The following is a 17,656-nucleotide window of genomic DNA, read 5'->3' as shown; positions in this document are numbered from 1 at the left end:
AACAACAGATACGATACGCGTGACAATTATTTTACTTTCTCAATGATGGCGCACATTTCAGCAAATACTTCGTCCATGGTGCCGTCACCTTTGACAGGATGGGAAATGGCACGGTAGTGTTGTGCCACCGGCAAGGTTTTAGCATGGTATTCCTTAAAACGGTTGTTGATAGCCTCTTCATTGTCATCGGCACGCCCTTCTATCTTCGCCCGCTCTTGCATCCGACGCTTCAATTCGTCCACCGGCACGTCGATACTCAACAGACAACGCAAAGGCGAACCGCTTTCCCTCAACATTTCGTCCAGTTTTTCAGCCTGAGCCACCGTACGGGGAAATCCGTCAAAAAGGAAGCCCTCTACTCCTCTGCTCTTTTTGATACTGTCCTGTATCAGCTCAATCACAAACTCATCGGACAACAACTGTCCACTATTAATAATATCGGCGGCCATTTTTCCCAATTCCGAACCTTCCGCAATTTCTTTGCGGATCATATCTCCAGTAGAAAGGTGAGCCAAATTATACTTCTCTACAAGCCGTTTAGCCTGTGTTCCCTTTCCGGCGCAAGGAGGTCCAAATAATGCAATGTTCAACATAACTCCGTTCTGTTTTTATATTAATCCGATAAATTTTGTCAAAGATAAAAAACAATCGTTTAAATGAAAAATAAACCCCGCCGCATTCGCATAACAAAACAGGTTTTGCCCTATTTTTGTCATTCAAAGAATTGCTCATGAAAACCAAACAGAAAAAAAACAGCAAAAAAAAGTCCAAAGGGAAAAACAAAAGACGAAACATCGGGCTCATCAAAGGGTTACTGCTCCTGCTCTTTACTGGGGCTGCCTGTGTTGCCCTCTTTGTCTATTCGGTATACGCCGGTCTGTGGGGCAGTCTCCCCGATTATGCGGAATTACGGAGCATCCAGAATTACGAAGCGTCCGAATTGTACAGTGATGACGGGGAACTTATCGGGAAGTATTATATCGAAAACCGGACAAATGTCGGATACAATACGATTTCCCCCTATGCGGTACAAGCACTGATTGCCACGGAGGACGTGCGTTTCTATGAGCACAAGGGTATTGACAAAACCAGTATGTTCCGAGTGTTTTTCAAGACATTGCTTTTGGGAAACCGCAGTGCAGGAGGAGGCAGTACCATCAGCCAACAGTTGGCAAAAAACCTCTACCCGCGGGAGGAGCAGCAAATTAAGTTTATGCCGGTAGTAAAATTGCGGGAGATTTTCACAGCTTACCGGCTGGAAAAAATCTACAGCAAAGACGAGATTCTGACGTTATACCTGAATACGGTTTCTTTTGGCGAGCACACGTTCGGCATCGAAAGTGCCTCGCAACGCTATTTCTCCACTTCGGCTTCCGATTTGACCATTCCCCAAGCGGCTACACTTATCGGCTTACTGAAAGGGCCTTCGCGGTATAACCCACGGCTGCATCCGGAGCGGGCACAGAATCGGCGCAATACGGTGATTAACCAAATGGTGAAATACGAATTCCTGACAGAGGAGGCCGGAGAGACTTACAAAGATACGGAACTGAACCTGCAATATAAGGCGATTGACCACTATTCCGGCTTAGCCCCCTATCTTCGCGAAAAAATCCGACAGGATGCCGTAAAACTCATTGATGAGTACAATGCCTCGCACCTGACCAGCTATAACCTGTATAAAGACGGTCTGATTCTGACAACAACTCTGGATGCCGAAATGCAACGATATGCAGAGGAAGCTGTGGAACAACACATGAAGAAACTTCAGGAACAATTTTACACCCATTGGGGAGAACAGGAGCCGTGGCAAAACAATCCGCAAGTACTAGAACAGGCCATCCGCAGCAGTAGCGCGTATCTTTCACTACAAAACCAGGGATATTCGGACAAAGAGATTCAGGCAGCCTTGCAGACCCCCAAGGCCATTATGGTATACAGCCCTTTCCAAGGCGAAGCACGCATGGAAATGTCCTCCATTGACTCCGTCAAATACTATTTGAAACTCCTGCATCCGGGCATGCTTGCCGTCGAGCCATTAAGCGGTAAGATTAAAGTGTGGGTCGGCGGACTGGATTACAAGTATTTCCAATATGACCAAGTGACCGCTTCCCGGCAGGTAGGTTCTGTGTTCAAACCAGTGGTCTACAGTGCAGCCATTCACCACGGCGCCCGGCTGGACGCTTATTACAAAAACGAGCAAAAGACGTATGAGGAGTACGATAACTGGAGTCCCCGCAATTCGGATAACAATTATACGGGATATTACACGCTGAAAGGCGCGCTCAGCAAGTCCATCAATACAATTGCCGTGGAGGTTTTATTGCAGACGGGCATCGAAAAGGTGCTGCTGCATGCCCGCAACCTGGGTATCAGGTCGGATTTGCCCCCCTATCCCTCCCTCGCCCTAGGGGTGGCGGATATTTCATTAAGCGAAATGGTGCTACCCTATACCGTATTTGCAGGACAAGGCAAAGCGGCTTCTCCCTATTATCTCTCGGAAATCAGAGACCGCGAAGGAACCGTGATTTACCGGGCACCCGAAAAAGAAGCCGAAAAAGTGTTGCCCGCCGCAGAAGCCAATCTGATGTCGGATATTCTTTCGGCCGTCGTCAATGAGGGGACGGGCAGACGGCTGCGCACGCTCTACGGGCTGACAAATGACATCGCAGGTAAAACGGGTACCACGCAGAATCAGGCGGACGGTTGGTTTATCGGTTATACGCCCCGTCTTGTCGTGGGAGTTAGAGTGGGTGCCAATAATATAAATGTTCATTTTAATTCCACGAGTCTGGGTCAGGGAGCCAACATGGCTCTGCCAATTTTCGGCCTTTTCATGCAGAAATGCCTGCAAAGTCCTACTTACCGGGCATGGCAGCAACTGACGTTCCCCCTTATTCCTGACAGCCAGCAGAAAAAACTAGATAAACCGGAGTTCAAGGAAAATATCAACCTGTTTGACCGATTAAAGAATCAAAAACTGGAAAAAAGGCTTCCTGCCACAGAGCAGGACAGTACTCCCCAGAAGGAGAAAAAAGGCTTTTTCAGAAAGATAGGCAACCTGTTCGGTAAAAAGAAGAAGTAATCAATCGTACAGAATTACCTGCGGTTTTCCCACTTGGTAATCGTAAAATCCGTTTTGCAGATTGCCGGACATGGAGGCTCCGAAATTCCGCATGTCCGCGGGAGCATTGGGATAGAAAGAAAGGCGCAGGCTGATGTTTTTAAACACAATGTTGTCGTTGCGCAGATTTACCGCCACCCCTATCCCCCAATAGGTTTTTCCTTTCAGTATGGAGGTATTTTCCGGTACGATAACCCCGAAATCAATAAAGTTGGTAAAAGACATCCGGAATCCCTTGTATATATAGGGAAAAAAGAACGTGGTCGAAAGTGAACAGGAGAGTTTTTGTTTACCCCGCAGAGTATCCGAGTCGAAGCCCAATATGTCGCTGTCCTGAAAGTAGAGATAATCAGCTTCATAGCGCCGGATTCCCGTCACATAGCTAACGTCGTTATAGAAACGGAAACGATAGCTTCCGATGCTCAATAGATTGCTGATATGGTGCAATCCCGCTTTGAAAACACCCCGTTGAAATTTGCCGCCGTACAGATAAGAGCCCAATGCGACATCCGCCGCATAGTAACGCTCGGTGTGCCGGTTAAAATAGGAATAGCGGAATTGGGAGCCCCAATAGGTAGCGTTCTGGAAGTCGCTGTTTTCGTATCCAAGTATAAAAGCGGAGGAAAGTCCGACAGGGATGTCTTCCGTCCGTCCGAAATCATAAATCAGATTTGCCTTGTAATAACTCAGTCTCCGAAAAGTCAAGGCAGCATAATAGCCGTGGCGGTTGTAATAAAACTGGTTTGTATCCGCCGATATGTCCGGACGGCTGTTGAAAATGGTGTTTGAAAACCGTCCCGTCAGATAGAGATTCCGAGTATACCGTCTGTTGTTCCGCAAGAGAAATGATCTCCCCGCCCAAATGTCCTGTGCGTGATAGTTGAAACAATATTCTTCGTGTCTAAAATCCACATCCGGCAAATTGTCCGCCCTGTATACCCTGCTGACGGTAACACCTCCCGCCCATTTTACGGAGGACGTAAGGAACTGCCGTTCCAGAGTTCCGAAAACCTGTTTGGCGGCATAGTCGTTCTGATAGTAGGCCAGCAAATCAAAATGGCTTCCCAGTATGCTGTTTATCCTGTATTGGACAATGTTTCCCCATTTCCGGTCTTTAGTACCCCGGTAACTGATTCTATAATCCACCTGATGCCCCATTTTGAGGAAATTCTTGTTTTGCACGCCAATACGGGCGGAATTGAGGAAGTTGGAGGACACATCCATACCCCAGGAGAAGTCATCTTTACAGATAACAGTCAAATCCACTTCCCCTTCCGTACCGGGTACTCGGGTTACCCAAACGGACACATCCTCGATGTATGCCAGACGCCTTAAGAGTATTTCATTCTGTACCAAATCAAAAGGCACCAGCCTGTCACCCGATTTGACCGTCAATTGTTTGCGCACGACCCGCTCGGCCGTTTTCATGTGTATTTTATTGGCAGCTACCCGCAACCAGCCCAAATCCTGTTCCGAATAGGTGGTATCGTACACGCTTGTGCCGTACGGCGGCAGTACTTTGATGGTTATATTCCGGATTGTGTCTCCTGCAAATGCCTTAAAACGCTCCTCACTGTTTTGGGTACGCATGACATTAACCCGGTTTTTCTTTGGGTTTACAAAAAACAATTTGTACAGCTCTTTAGTAAAAGCGCTTTTCCCAGCCATATTCTTGATTTTGGTATATTCATAGCGCAGGGTATCCCGTATAAGACTGTCAGGCAGAAAAACCCTAGGCAACGAGTCTATTTGTTGTGCAGCAGCCACGAAGCATCCCGCCGTCAAGCTAAAAATCAGGAGTATTCCGGTGATAACTTTTTTTCCCACTGCCAACTTTGTGTTTATAAGCTATTCCAAAACAAAGGTCTTAAACCGGTCTGTCATCCATATCTTCAGGTTTTGTCCGTCGGTATAGATGAAACAGGCCTCCAGTTCCGGATGGGCGGCAATGATTTCCCGGCTTTCCTCCAACCCCAATACCATGAAAGCGGTTGCGTACGCGTCGGCTTCCATGCAGGTGGAGGCGTATACGGTGGAGCTGACAATATCCCGCTGCACCAGATAACCCGTGCGAGGATTGACGGTGTGGGCGTATTTTTTACCCTCTTTCACATAGAAGTTGCGGTAATTGCCGGAAGTCGCCAATGCCCCGTTCTGCAGGGAAATGATTAATTGCAGTTGTCGGTTCAGCACCTGGGGGTCGTCCTCCGGACGGTCAATGCCGATTCTCCAGGGTCTGCCCTTTCCGCTCATACCCTTCACACGGATTTCCCCCCCGATATCCACCATGTAATTTTTCACGCCTTGTTTTTCCAGAAATTCAGCCACCCGGTCCACTCCCAAGCCTTTAGCGATGGAACTGGCATCGATTTCGGTTTCCTTCACCATTTTTACAAGTGTATCCCCCCGCAGTTCAAGTTTTTCCATCCCCACCCACTGCAACAAGGTATCGATGCGCCCCGAATCGGGCATAACGCCCTGTTTGTATCCGAAACCCCAAGCATTAATCAATGGCGCCACGGTAATATCAAAAGCCCCGTCCGTTTCACGATTCACGTATTGCGCCATCCGGAAAAGACGGACGAAAAGCGAATCCACCTGCCGGGTTTCGTTGCGATTTAACCGGGAAACGACAGATTCGGGGTTGAACATAGACAACGAGACATTCACCTCCTCCATGCAGTCTTTGAGTTCTTTATCCCATACACGGGGAGATTCATAGACGACCCGATAATACGTACCATATATTTTGCCTTCAGTATACCGGTATACGTCATGACCGCATCCGCAAAGGATTATCGCACATAAAAAAATAGCACACGCTTTCATGATAATTAAAAATAATATCCTAAATTAAAATACACACCCACAGTTTTGTTCCAATTCGACATATCCAGCCACAAATCAACAGGACCGATCAGAGTATTGTAAGAATAACTGATACCCCCGCCCCAAATATCGCTTCCGCTCAATATATCAAAAAAATTATCTTTCTGCTTGGCATAGTTCACAACTGCCGTCAAATAGTTTTTTCTCCCTAGCCGATAGCGGAATTTCACACTTCCCACCAACAGTGAATTTTCAGCCATTTCCAGACGGTGAATACCGACAAAAGGCAATTGCTGTGAAAAATACCGTCCTGCCACCATCCCCCCCATATTATTCAAATACGCATAAGGAATCCGCTTGCCTATCAATACCCGCCCATACAGAGAAGGGAGGCAGACAAAACGACGGGTCACGGGAAGAACGGTTTCAAGACTGCCCGACAACGCAGAGAAAGGGGTGCCCCCGTCGTAACGCCATCCGTTGCTGGTGTACAAAGAGTACTCCCCTTTCAACGACCACCCTCTCTCCGGATAGTATTTCTGGTCGTAAGTCTCGTAATACATCAATCCGTAATAACTCAGGAAACCTTCCGGCTTTACTTTCTCCCGCTCACCGGGTTGCGCGTAAAGAAAGGAACTGAAATCAAAGTATTCATATCTAAATCCCAATTCAAATTTCAGATTCCGAAGGTAAATATCGGAAAATGCCAGTTCCCCCATGTGATAGGAAAATGTGACATTGTCCACTTTGTATCCATTGCGGTATAAATCGATGTCATTGTATTTGTACATATACGCCAATCCGGCTTTGCGCAAAAAAGTGTTACCCAGGGAATATTCAACCCTTGCGTAGGGATTCATGCCGAGTCTCCCCGTCACGGACAACTGGAAGCCCCGCAAGTGCCTGTTGCGTATCGTGGTATTCACGAGAATAGCCGCCATTTCCTCCGTATCGAAGCGAAACCCCAAATTCAGAGTACTCATACCTTTTTCTCTTAGTATCAAGGTCAAATCATACTCCTGCCGCCCGCTCAACCGGTAATCGACAGCCGAGAAAGCCCCTGTACCATAAAGCACGGCTATAGCTTTGTGTAAATCCCGCATGGAAATGACAGAATGTTCCTGCAAGGCAGCTTTTTTTCTCACCCAGTTTTTTTCCGATGCCCCCACACCTTCTATTTCGATTTTGCCGATAGCCAAAGAGTCTGTGGCGATAAAAAGGTTTTCAATCTCGTTTTTCCCCATTTCTCCGGCCGGTATACCAATCTTTTCTTTCAGACCGATTATCTCTTCCCATTGTGCCCGTGCCGCTGTTTCTCCCCGCAGTATGAGCGTATCTATGGCCTCCGGCTCGAAACTTGCCGCCGAATAAGGGGTTATGTCCGGTTTGATGTACAAATCGGTCAGCTTGATATTCTCTTCGTACTTCTCCATCCCCATAAAATTGGTAAGCTGATCCACGATGTCCAACACGGAATTCAGTTCTCCCATTGTCCGCAATCCGGCGGATACATCCACCCCAATAATGATATCCGCCCCCATTGCCCGCAGAACGTCTACCGGATAATTATTGGCAATACCACCGTCCACTAACATCATAGAATCCATGATTACCGGCGAGAAAACACCCGGAATCGCCATACTCGCCCTCATGGCCAGCGAAAGGTTGCCTCGGTCGAGGATAATTTCTTTCCCATCGACTAAATCTGCCGCCACACAAGAAAAGGGTATGGGAAGATCCGCAAACGACAAGGAATCGTGGTATCCTATCGTCAGTTCCGAAAAAAGGCTGTAAATGTTCTGACCGCTGATAAACCCGACAGGCATCTGTATGAGCTTGCTGCCCAACATGGGTATGGAAAGGAGGTATTTCTCGTCTTTTTCCTTTTCGGAGAAAGGAAGGTCGTAACGGTATACTTTGTTGCTCAACAAAAACGGCCAGTTCTGCACCCGTACCAAGCTATCCAAATGAGCAGCATCATAACCAATGGCATAAAGCCCCCCGACAATAGATCCCATACTGGTACCCGCGATGTAATCAATGGGGATTCCCGCTTCCTCCAATACCTTCAACGCCCCGATATGTGCCACCCCCTTTGCTCCTCCTCCGCTTAATACCAAACCGACTTTTTTCCTCTCAGCATACGAATAATGACATGCCAGGAACAAAATAACCGCCCATATCAGTGTTTTTCTCATCAGGTATGCTTTAGCAAATATTAAAACAAAGTTACTCAAAAAAGTTATAAATAATTGATTATTTTTGTCGGAAACAGTGGTTTACCGGATTCTAAACCGAGATACGTTACTTTTTTCGTAAAGTTAAAGAAACCACAGTAAATAACAATGTGCACATGGCTAAAATTTTAATTATCGACGACGAGCGTAGTATACGCAATACCATGAAGGACATTCTTACCTATGAAGGCCACGAGGTGCTGGTGGCCGAAAACGGCATGGAAGGACTGGTCATGTTCAAGACCGAGAAGCCGGACGTGGTATTCTGCGATATAAAAATGCCCCAGATAGACGGGCTGGAAGTATTGGAACGCATCAAGGAGTTTTCCACCACAACACCGATTATCATTATTTCCGGACATGGCACGATCGACACCGCCATCGAGGCGATTAAGAAGGGAGCCTACGATTTCATCGAAAAACCGCTGGATCTGAACCGTATTCTGATTACAATCAAGAATGCCACCGACAAACACCGCCTTGTGCAGGAAACACAATCCCTAAAATGCAAGGTAAGCAAAAAATATGAAATGATAGGCCATTCGGAAGCTCTGGAGCATGTCAAGTCAATTATCGACAAAGTAGCCCCGTCGGATGCAAGAGTACTTATCACAGGGCCCAACGGATCGGGCAAGGAATTAGTCGCCCGCCAGTTGCACGAAAAGAGCGACCGCCGCGACAACGCTTTTGTGGAGGTGAATTGCGCCGCTATCCCTTTCGAGCTGATTGAGAGCGAACTGTTCGGGCACGAAAAGGGCTCTTTCACTTCCGCTATCAAACAGAAAAAAGGAAAATTCGAGTTGGCACATACCGGCACAATCTTTTTGGATGAAATCGGAGATATGAGTCTCAGCGCCCAGGCCAAAGTGTTGCGGGTATTACAGGAGAACAAAATCAGCCGCATCGGAAGCGATTCGGATATACACGTGGACGTGCGGGTAATCGCAGCGACCAACAAAAATCTGAAAGAAGAAATAGCCAAAGGGAATTTCCGGGAGGATTTATACCACCGGTTGAGTGTGATTATCATCCATGTTCCCCCGTTAAAAGAGCGGACGGAAGATATTGACGACCTCGTGCAACACTTCACGGAAGAGATATGCGCAGAGATGCGGATTCCCTCCAAGCAATTTGCCCCGGAAGCTATTGACTTAATGAAACAATACGAATGGACGGGCAACATCCGCGAATTGCGCAACGTCGTGGAGCGTTTGATTATTTTATGCAACTCTCCTATCAAAGCCGAGGATATCGAGTTGTACCATTAATTTAATGCCGGTTTTAGCCGTTATTATCGTCCCAACCCATTCTTTTGAATCCTGCACCCATAATTTCCTGCGCATTAAATATCATGGTGAAGGCGTGCGGGTCGATATGCTGAATAGCACGCTGCAAAGTGGTCACCTCTTTTCTGTTTACCACCGTCATAATCATCTCTTTTTCCTGTCTGTTCCACATTCCATTAACCGGCACGATAGAGCCGCCACGGTGCAGTTCCGCCAGGATAAAATTACGAATCTCTTCGGTTTTCTCCGAAACGATAAAAAAGGTCTTATCACTGGAATAACCGCCGATAACGATGTCAATGACTTTACCCATAATGAATATGGTTATCAATGAATAGAACGGTGTTTTCCAATCCGGGAAGGCCACAAATCCCAATACGACGATAATCAAATCGACAGTCATCTGCATCATGCCCAAAGGACGACGGGTCAGTTTGTGCAATACAGCCGCCACCACATCAGTACCCGCACTGGAAGAACGGGTTTTAAATATCAATCCCGCACCGACACCGATAACCACCCCGCCGAATATACTCGCCAACAAAACGCCCTCTTTGGTCGCGTCGGGATTGTCGATTCCCCCTTTTACCAATTGCAAAGGATCATGGGCAAAAGCGGACGAATAACCGCACAGATGTTCCAGCATCCACGGAAAACCATCGGCAAAGAAAGCCACCAGCCAAAAACAGATGAACGTGCGGAACCCGAAATCCCGCCCCAATATTTTAAAGCCTATCAGACTCAACGGCAAGTTGAAACAGAGAGCCGCCATACCGATGGGAAATCCCAGTTTCCAATTCAAAATGGTGGATATACCGTAGATTCCTCCCGGCACAATCTGATAAGGGGTCATAAAAAATGTATATCCCGTGGCAATGACCATTGAGCCCAACAATAGCGTCCCCCATGTACGAAACCACTGTGCAGAAAAGATTTTTTCCTTGTAGAAAGAGGCTTTAATTACATTCATATTATTAAAATTCGTTTGCACTATACGAACGCAAAGATAATTTTTTGCCCAATTATTTTTCATGGTTTTCTTAATAAAAATAAGTATTATTGCAGTCTATGAGCAAAACCAAAAACAAAATCATCGATGTCGCCAAGGCATTATTCAAAGAAATCAGCGCCTACAAGGCCACAATGAGCGATATTGCCAAAGCCGCACAGATGAGCCGACGTACACTGTACACCCATTTCAAGAGCAAAGAAGAGTTGTACACGTACGTAGTGGAAGACGAAGTCAAAAGCATTAACGAAAAACTGCAAAAGGCGGCAAACTCATGCTTGCCCGCCGACCGGAAATTAAAACTGTATATATTACAACATTTCGGAGTTATCGATTCGTTGGTGCGCAGTAACCGGTATATCCGCTATGATTTTCTTTTCAATAACATCCGCATCGAACATTTGCGCAAGGACATAGATAAACAAGAAATAAGATTATTGACCGGTATCATCCAGGAAGGGAAAGAGAGCAGTATTTTCCGGGTAAGCGACCCGGAGGTTTTTGCCCGCAATCTCCTGCTGACATTCAAAAGCCTGGAACAAGCATTTATCATTACCGGACGCAAGGATAAAAATTCCCGAACGATTCTGGAGTATATCGACCTGATGTTTTACGGTATCATTCAATCCTGACAGACAGCGTATCAGAGGGAAAGGTCTTTTCAACCGCCAACGTACCGGCAATCACGGAAAGCAGTGATACGAAAGCGCAGGCAACAAAACTGCACAACGGCACCATCAGCGCCAAGGCAAAGACAATGCCGATGCCGGTGACGGTTACCTTATTACGGTAAGCATAACGTACGCTTTGACGCACATTGAGTTGCCGACGTTCCACAGCATAGTCCATAAAGGAAAATCCATAAAAATAGGCGGATATGAAAAACAATACAAAGGGAGAAAGAAGCCCCAATACCGGAATAAACGAGAGGAGAAAGAATAGTATATAAAAAAATAGCTGCCACAACATATTGCGAAGCACTATCAATATGCCCCTCCCCACCTGACGTAAAAACACCCCCATCCGGAAAGGGTATTTTCTTCCGGTAAGCCGGTTTTCCGTCCGCTCGGACAACCATGAATAAACGGGCGACATAACGATAAGCAATATATAACCGCCAAAAGTAAGGAAGAGATAAAAATAAAGTATCTTCAAAAGTATTTTAATGAAAATCCAGGACACTCCTTCCATCCAAGAAGCAATATACCCCTGTATCAGTCTGTAGAGACCATCAACGGCCCAGCCGACCAGGAAATTACCACCGATAAAAAGTAACAGGATAAGCAAAACAGGAAAAAGGAGAAAACGCCGGAATCCGGGGCTGAACAATATTTCAAAGGCTTTGCCGTAAAGCCCGATGGCACAAAAGAAATTCATGGGTATAATTGTATGCATTTGTTTTTCAAAAGTACACTTTATTTTCAAGCCCCGAATATGTGTTTTGAAAAATCTTTTGCTATTTTTGTAAGCGAAATCATTAAATTATCATTTCTATGCAACCACTCACAGCTATTTCGCCCATCGACGGACGTTATAGAGACAAAGTTGAAAATCTGGCAAATTATTTTTCGGAAAGCGCCCTTATCCGATATCGGGTTATGGTGGAAATCGAATATTTCATTGCTTTGTGTGAGCTTCCTTTGCCGCAATTGAAACAGTTCGACAGCAGTCTTTTTCCCCATTTACGCGAAATTTACCTGAATTTCACCGTGGAAGATGCCCAAAAAGTGAAAGATACGGAACAGGTGACCAACCACGATGTCAAGGCGGTTGAATATTTTATCAAAGATAAATTCAACGAACTGAATTTACACACTTACAAAGAATTCATCCATTTCGGGCTGACCTCCCAGGATATAAACAATACCGCTATTCCCTGTTCTTTCCGGGATGCGGTGCATGACGTATATTACCCCGCCATTCATGAACTATTGACGAAATTAGAGGAACTGGCCGATGAATGGAAAGATATTCCGATGCTGGCAAAGACACACGGGCAACCGGCTTCTCCCACCCGTCTTGGAAAAGAGATAAAAGTGTTTTCATACCGATTGAGTCATCAGGTCGAGTTGTTGAAGAAAGTAGCTATTTCAGGTAAATTCGGAGGAGCAACGGGTAACTTCAACGCACACCACGTAGCATTTCCGGAGATTGACTGGGTGGAATTCAGCAACCGGTTTCTGACTAACCAATTACAACTGGAAAGAGAGAGTTATACGACACAAATATCGAATTACGACAATTTTGCCGCCCTTTTTGACAATTTGCGCCGAATTAACACGATTATCATAGATTTAGACAGGGATATATGGACGTATATTTCCATGTCTTATTTTAAACAAAAAATCAAGGCAGGCGAAGTTGGTTCTTCCGCCATGCCCCACAAAGTAAATCCGATTGATTTTGAAAATTCGGAAGGAAATTTAGGCATCGCCAACGCCCTTTTTGAACATTTGAGCGACAAGTTACCCATTTCCCGCCTACAACGGGATTTAACGGATTCAACCGTATTGAGAAATATCGGTGTACCGTTAGCCCATACCTTGATTGCCGTCAAATCAACGCTCAAAGGTTTAAACAAACTTATCATCAATAAAGAAGCCATCGAGCGAGATTTAGAAAAAAACTGGGCAGTCGTGGCGGAAGCCATTCAAACCGTACTTCGTCGCGAGGGGTATCCCAATCCGTATGAGGCACTGAAAGCCCTTACCCGCACAAACAGCAAGATTACCCAGGAGTCTATTGCAGAATTTATTGATACGCTGGAGGTTCCCGAAGAACTCAAAAACAAGCTGAAACAGATTACGCCGTCCAATTACACCGGGATGTAAAGGCTCATTAATATCTTACGTATGCGTGATTTCATCTTTATTCTGAGACGCTTTATTCCTCCTTATAAATTTCGGGTTATAAAGAGCGTCCTGTATAATATTTTACATGCCGTATTCGGTACTCTTTCCATTGCAATGCTTGCCCCTGTGCTGGGCATTCTGTTCGGTACGCAACCCGATGTGACGGAACAGGTGCCTTTCGCTCTTGATATTCAGACGCTGAAACACCTGTTTTACTACCAGATTACGATAGCGCGGGACAGCTTCGGCCCGGCGAGTACCCTGCTTTTTGTGGGTATTATCGCGATTCTTGCCACGGCACTGAAAACGGGTTTTGCTTATTTAGGCGCCTACGAAACTATCTACATCCGCAATGGAGTAGTACGAGACATCCGTAAAAAGATATTCGGGAAAATCCTTTCCCTGCCTCTTCCCTTCTTTTCGGAAGAACGCAAAGGAGACATCATTTCCCGCATGACGGGAGACGTGCAGGAAGTAGAAGCGTCGGTCATGAGTTCGCTGGATATGTTCTTCCAAAGTCCGATACTCATCCTGGTATACCTTTCCACCATGCTTTTTATGAGCTGGCAACTGACACTTTTCGTCTTTATCATGCTGCCAATTATGGGAACACTAATCGGCAAGGTCGGCAAGAATCTGAAACGCCATTCAAGAGAAGGACAAAACAAAATGGGAGAAATCCTCTCCCTCATGGAAGAAACCTTGTCCGGTCTGCGCATTATCAAGGCTTTCAATGCGGAAGATAAAATCAACCGGAAGTTTTCAGACGAAAACGAATCTTACCGTCGCATTCAAAACCGCCTTATGCGGAGACGTTCTTTAGCTCACCCGATGAGTGAGTTTTTAGGCACAGTCGTTATCGTACTGGTACTGTGGTTTGGCGGAACACTTATCTTAAATAACACAGGTTCGCTCACCGCTCCGGAATTTATCGCTTACATCGCTCTCTTCTATTCCATCATCAACCCGGCAAAGAATCTGACCAATGCCTATTACAGCATCCAGAAAGGATTGGCGGCAATGGACCGTATCGACGATATTCTGAAAGCGGAATCCTCCATTTTGGAATCCCCAAACCCCGTAAGTATAAAGGAATTTAAACACGCTATTCAGTATAAAAATGTAAGTTTCGCTTATACCGAAAACCAAGCCGTCCTCAAAAATATCAATCTAACAATTCCCAAAGGTCAGACTATCGCTCTGGTCGGTCAGTCCGGTTCGGGAAAAAGTACATTTGTAGACCTGCTGCCGCGTTTTTACGATGTAAACGAAGGGGAAATCTGTATTGACGATACAAATATCAAACATCTTGCTTTTTACGATTTAAGAGAACTTATGGGCAATGTGAACCAGGACCCTATCCTTTTCAACGATACTATTTACAACAATATCGCTTTCGGTGTGGATAACGCAACCCAGGAAGCCGTAGAAAATGCAGCTAAAATTGCTAACGCCCACGATTTTATCATACAGACGGAACACGGTTACCAAACCGTTATCGGAGACCGGGGAAGCAAATTAAGCGGCGGACAGCGGCAACGGTTAAGTATCGCCAGGGCCGTCTTGAAGAATCCGCCCATCATGATATTGGACGAAGCCACATCCGCTTTGGATACCGAATCCGAAAAGCTAGTACAAGAGGCTTTGGACAACCTCATGCGCAACCGCACGTCCATTGTCATCGCCCACCGCCTTTCCACGATTAAAAATGCCCATCTGATTTGCGTTTTCCATGAAGGGGAAATCGTGGAAAGAGGCACGCATGAAGAATTATTGCAATTGAACGGGATTTATACCAAACTCTATCAAATGCAGAATTTTTAAAAGCTGAAGAGTTATGAATGAAGCGGCACTTCTAGGAAAAAAGGTGGCTTATCCGAAATCCTACTGTCCGGAAATATTGGTGAAAGTTCCCCGGAAACTGAACCGTGAAACATACGGCATCGACGCTCCGGAAAGCCTTTTTTGCGGTTACGACAGCTGGCATGCCTACGAAGCCGGATTCATTACCAATAAAGGTCTGCCCGTCTGCGGTGTTTTGAAAATCGTTTATCCTTCAAGCAATCCGTTTCTAGTGGAAAGCAAATCGCTAAAACTCTATCTGGGGTCCATGAACATGACACCTTTCGGCGATACACCCCAAGAAGGTATTACCCTATTCACCGAACGGGTTAAACAGGATTTAAACACCCTGCTACAAACTCAAACAGAGGTCTGTTTTCATACAGCCCTCCCTACTCTGTCACCGTTTGATTTTAGTGATTATGAAATCCTGGAAGAAAACCCCGAAGCGGAAAACATCCGTTTTTCCATTTATCAGGAACATCCGGCTTACCTGACCGAAAAAAACTCCCAAGAGTCGGAAAAAGAATTAAAAATAGGCAGCCATTTATTGAAAAGCAATTGCAAGATTACCACCCAGCCCGACTGGGGAAGCATCTATATCCGAATGAAAGCTCCGCGCCTGCCGAATAGAATGTCATTGCTAAAATACATTGTCTCAATACGCAACGAAAACCATTTCCACGAAGAAATCTGCGAAATGGTATTCAAACGCCTCACTGATTTTTATCATCCGGAAATATTAATGGTAGGATGCCTATATACCCGACGCGGCGGAATAGATATCTGCCCTATCCGTGCCAACCTTCCTCAATATCTGCCACAATACCTGTCCCATGCCGAAATACTCACAGCCCGGACATTCAGGCAATAAAAGTTGAAAGGGTTCATTAACCTTCCATCACCTTTTCATACCTTCCGTCATGCAGAGCATTCAACGCCTCACGCATGATTTTGTTGTCCTCGTTCATCAGAATATACATTTCATTCATTCCCCACAGATTCTGGGCAATCAAAGCTTTTATCTGCAATTTCATGACAGGAATAACCGGAGTAAGCAGCTTCTCATCTTCCGGCACACCCGCCTTCACTCCTTCTTCCACGATTTCCCGTATCATCGCATCGGTAACTTCATAACTCTTTCTGAATTTCTTAAAGTCGGGATATTTGCTCTTCAATTCCGCCCGATTCTTATCCACATAATTATTGATGTATTGTCCGACAACACTCTTTCCGATAAGCCGGTTAAAATAAGCGTAATTCACCCCCGTATCTATCGGTACGAAAATATCCGGAATAATACCTCCGCCACCGTACACAACCCTTTTTTTCAACTTGGTATAATACAGCAACGAATCATTAACCTGGATGCTGTCAGCGGAAAGCAACTCCCCGTTGCTATACCGGTCATAGACTTCCGCCCGGTAATTTTCATCCTTATAAGGCTTCTGAATACAACGTCCGGAAGGTGTATAATAATGAGCCGTTGTCAAACGAACCATCGTTCCGTCCGTCAAGGGGTATTGGCGCTGCACCAATCCTTTGCCGAAAGAGCGTCTACCGACAATTACTCCCCGGTCCCAATCCTGTACGGCTCCCGCCACAATCTCACTGGCTGATGCGGAACTGCCGTCAATCAATACCACGACCCGTCCGTTTTTCAATAATCCTTTGGAGGTAGAATACTCCTCTCTTTTGGCTGAAGCCATCCCATCGGTATATACAATCATTTTCTTGTCATCCAAAAAGTTGTCACCTATACCAATGGCTGCTCCCATGTATCCGCCCGAATTGCCTTGCAAATCCAGTATCAAATCACGCATGCCTTCGTTCTGCAAATCCCGAAGAGCTGTTTCAAATTCTTCTATCGTATTGGCGGAAAAACGGGAAATTTTAATATAACCTACCGTTTTATCCAACATATAAGCCGCATCTACACTGTGAATAGGAATCTTGTCGCGGATAATGTCGAAATCCAACAACTCCCCGTTACGCAATACCTTAATCCGTACCAATGTCCCCTTCTCTCCTTTCAGTTTCTTGCGTACGGCTGAATTGCTTAACTTCACTCCGGCAATATTCTCACCATTAACCTCCACAATACGGTCTCCGTCCAACAGGCCGACTTTCTCTGATGGCCCGCCCGGAACCACAGAAACCACCATCAAAGTGTCCCTCAATAACGAAAACTGTATACCGATACCGTAAAATCCACCCTCCAACGGTTCATTCATATCTTCCATTTCCTCCTTGGAAATATACACAGAATGAGGATCAAGGTCTGAAAGCACTTTCACAATGGCATCCTCTGTCAATTTAGGCAGATTGACAGTATCCACATAAAAAGCATCAATCAACGCCATTAAACGCTGGTATTTCAACGTTTGTTCCCGTACTGCATTATTGTTATTCTGAGCCTGCCCGATTCGCAAAATTCCGAACAAAACCATGCTTAAAATAATCAATCGTCTCATCAT

General features: G+C 45.7%; 13 protein-coding genes. 6 read left to right on the top strand and 7 right to left on the bottom strand.

The window, feature by feature from the left end; genetic code table 11:
• Positions 1-26 precede the first annotated feature (26 nt).
• On the bottom strand, positions 27-593 hold the full coding sequence (locus tag NFR61_RS01090; RefSeq protein WP_251619894.1) for an adenylate kinase: 567 nt from the start codon (positions 591-593) through the stop codon (positions 27-29).
• A gap of 137 nt (positions 594-730) precedes the next feature.
• Between NFR61_RS01090 and NFR61_RS01085 the strand changes: the two genes are divergently transcribed.
• On the top strand, positions 731-3,085 hold the full coding sequence (locus tag NFR61_RS01085) for a transglycosylase domain-containing protein (RefSeq protein WP_251619893.1): 2,355 nt from the start codon (positions 731-733) through the stop codon (positions 3,083-3,085).
• Here the strand turns inward: NFR61_RS01085 and NFR61_RS01080 are convergent, their stop codons facing one another.
• Genes NFR61_RS01080 through NFR61_RS01070 form a run of 3 tightly spaced genes read right to left on the bottom strand, consistent with a single transcriptional unit; the run spans position 3,086 to position 8,151 of the window.
• Positions 3,086-4,951: a hypothetical protein gene (locus tag NFR61_RS01080; RefSeq protein WP_251619892.1), complete on the bottom strand. Its 1,866-nt coding sequence runs from the start codon at positions 4,949-4,951 to the stop codon at positions 3,086-3,088.
• A 21-nt stretch (positions 4,952-4,972) separates the two neighbouring features.
• The gene (locus NFR61_RS01075) at positions 4,973-5,953 is read right to left on the bottom strand and encodes an FAD:protein FMN transferase (RefSeq protein WP_251619891.1); all 981 of its coding nucleotides are present in this window, start codon (positions 5,951-5,953) and stop codon (positions 4,973-4,975) included.
• A 5-nt stretch (positions 5,954-5,958) separates the two neighbouring features.
• Entirely contained in the window at positions 5,959-8,151 is a 2,193-nt protein-coding gene (locus NFR61_RS01070; protein ID WP_251619890.1) for a patatin-like phospholipase family protein, read from the bottom strand.
• A gap of 155 nt (positions 8,152-8,306) precedes the next feature.
• Between NFR61_RS01070 and NFR61_RS01065 the strand changes: the two genes are divergently transcribed.
• Positions 8,307-9,458, top strand: a complete 1,152-nt coding sequence (locus NFR61_RS01065) for a sigma-54-dependent transcriptional regulator (protein ID WP_251619889.1) — start codon at positions 8,307-8,309, stop codon at positions 9,456-9,458.
• 13 nt (positions 9,459-9,471) lie between these two features.
• Here NFR61_RS01065 and NFR61_RS01060 read toward each other — a convergent pair whose 3' ends face one another.
• The gene (locus tag NFR61_RS01060; protein ID WP_251619888.1) at positions 9,472-10,446 is read right to left on the bottom strand and encodes a YitT family protein; all 975 of its coding nucleotides are present in this window, start codon (positions 10,444-10,446) and stop codon (positions 9,472-9,474) included.
• Between the two features lie 98 nt (positions 10,447-10,544).
• Between NFR61_RS01060 and NFR61_RS01055 the strand changes: the two genes are divergently transcribed.
• Positions 10,545-11,117: a TetR/AcrR family transcriptional regulator gene (locus NFR61_RS01055; RefSeq protein ID WP_251619887.1), complete on the top strand. Its 573-nt coding sequence runs from the start codon at positions 10,545-10,547 to the stop codon at positions 11,115-11,117.
• On the opposite strand, the gene NFR61_RS01050 is transcribed toward NFR61_RS01055, so the two are convergent.
• Positions 11,104-11,880 (bottom strand): EI24 domain-containing protein, encoded by a 777-nt coding sequence (locus NFR61_RS01050; RefSeq protein ID WP_251619886.1) that lies wholly within the window; start codon positions 11,878-11,880, stop codon positions 11,104-11,106. The two genes, NFR61_RS01055 and NFR61_RS01050, sit on opposite strands and share 14 nt — an antisense overlap.
• Positions 11,881-11,978: 98 nt before the next feature.
• Here NFR61_RS01050 and purB point away from each other — a divergent pair, with 98 nt between their 5' ends.
• Genes purB through NFR61_RS01035 form a run of 3 tightly spaced genes read left to right on the top strand, consistent with a single transcriptional unit; the run spans position 11,979 to position 16,053 of the window.
• Positions 11,979-13,316, top strand: a complete 1,338-nt coding sequence (purB, locus tag NFR61_RS01045) for an adenylosuccinate lyase (RefSeq protein WP_251619885.1) — start codon at positions 11,979-11,981, stop codon at positions 13,314-13,316.
• Between the two features lie 21 nt (positions 13,317-13,337).
• Complete coding sequence (locus tag NFR61_RS01040) at positions 13,338-15,161, top strand: ABC transporter ATP-binding protein (RefSeq protein WP_251619884.1); 1,824 nt, start codon at positions 13,338-13,340, stop codon at positions 15,159-15,161.
• A gap of 13 nt (positions 15,162-15,174) precedes the next feature.
• Positions 15,175-16,053, top strand: coding sequence for an NADPH-dependent 7-cyano-7-deazaguanine reductase QueF (locus NFR61_RS01035; RefSeq protein WP_251619883.1), 879 nt, complete (start codon positions 15,175-15,177; stop codon positions 16,051-16,053).
• A 16-nt stretch (positions 16,054-16,069) separates the two neighbouring features.
• On the opposite strand, the gene NFR61_RS01030 is transcribed toward NFR61_RS01035, so the two are convergent.
• Entirely contained in the window at positions 16,070-17,656 is a 1,587-nt protein-coding gene (locus NFR61_RS01030) for a S41 family peptidase (protein ID WP_251619882.1), read from the bottom strand.

The organism is Odoribacter lunatus (assembly GCF_943193135.1).
Classification (GTDB): Bacteria; Bacteroidota; Bacteroidia; order Bacteroidales; family Marinifilaceae; genus Culturomica; species Culturomica lunata.
Note: the sequence above shows the minus strand (reverse complement) of the source record. Positions and strands in the feature narration are given on the sequence as shown.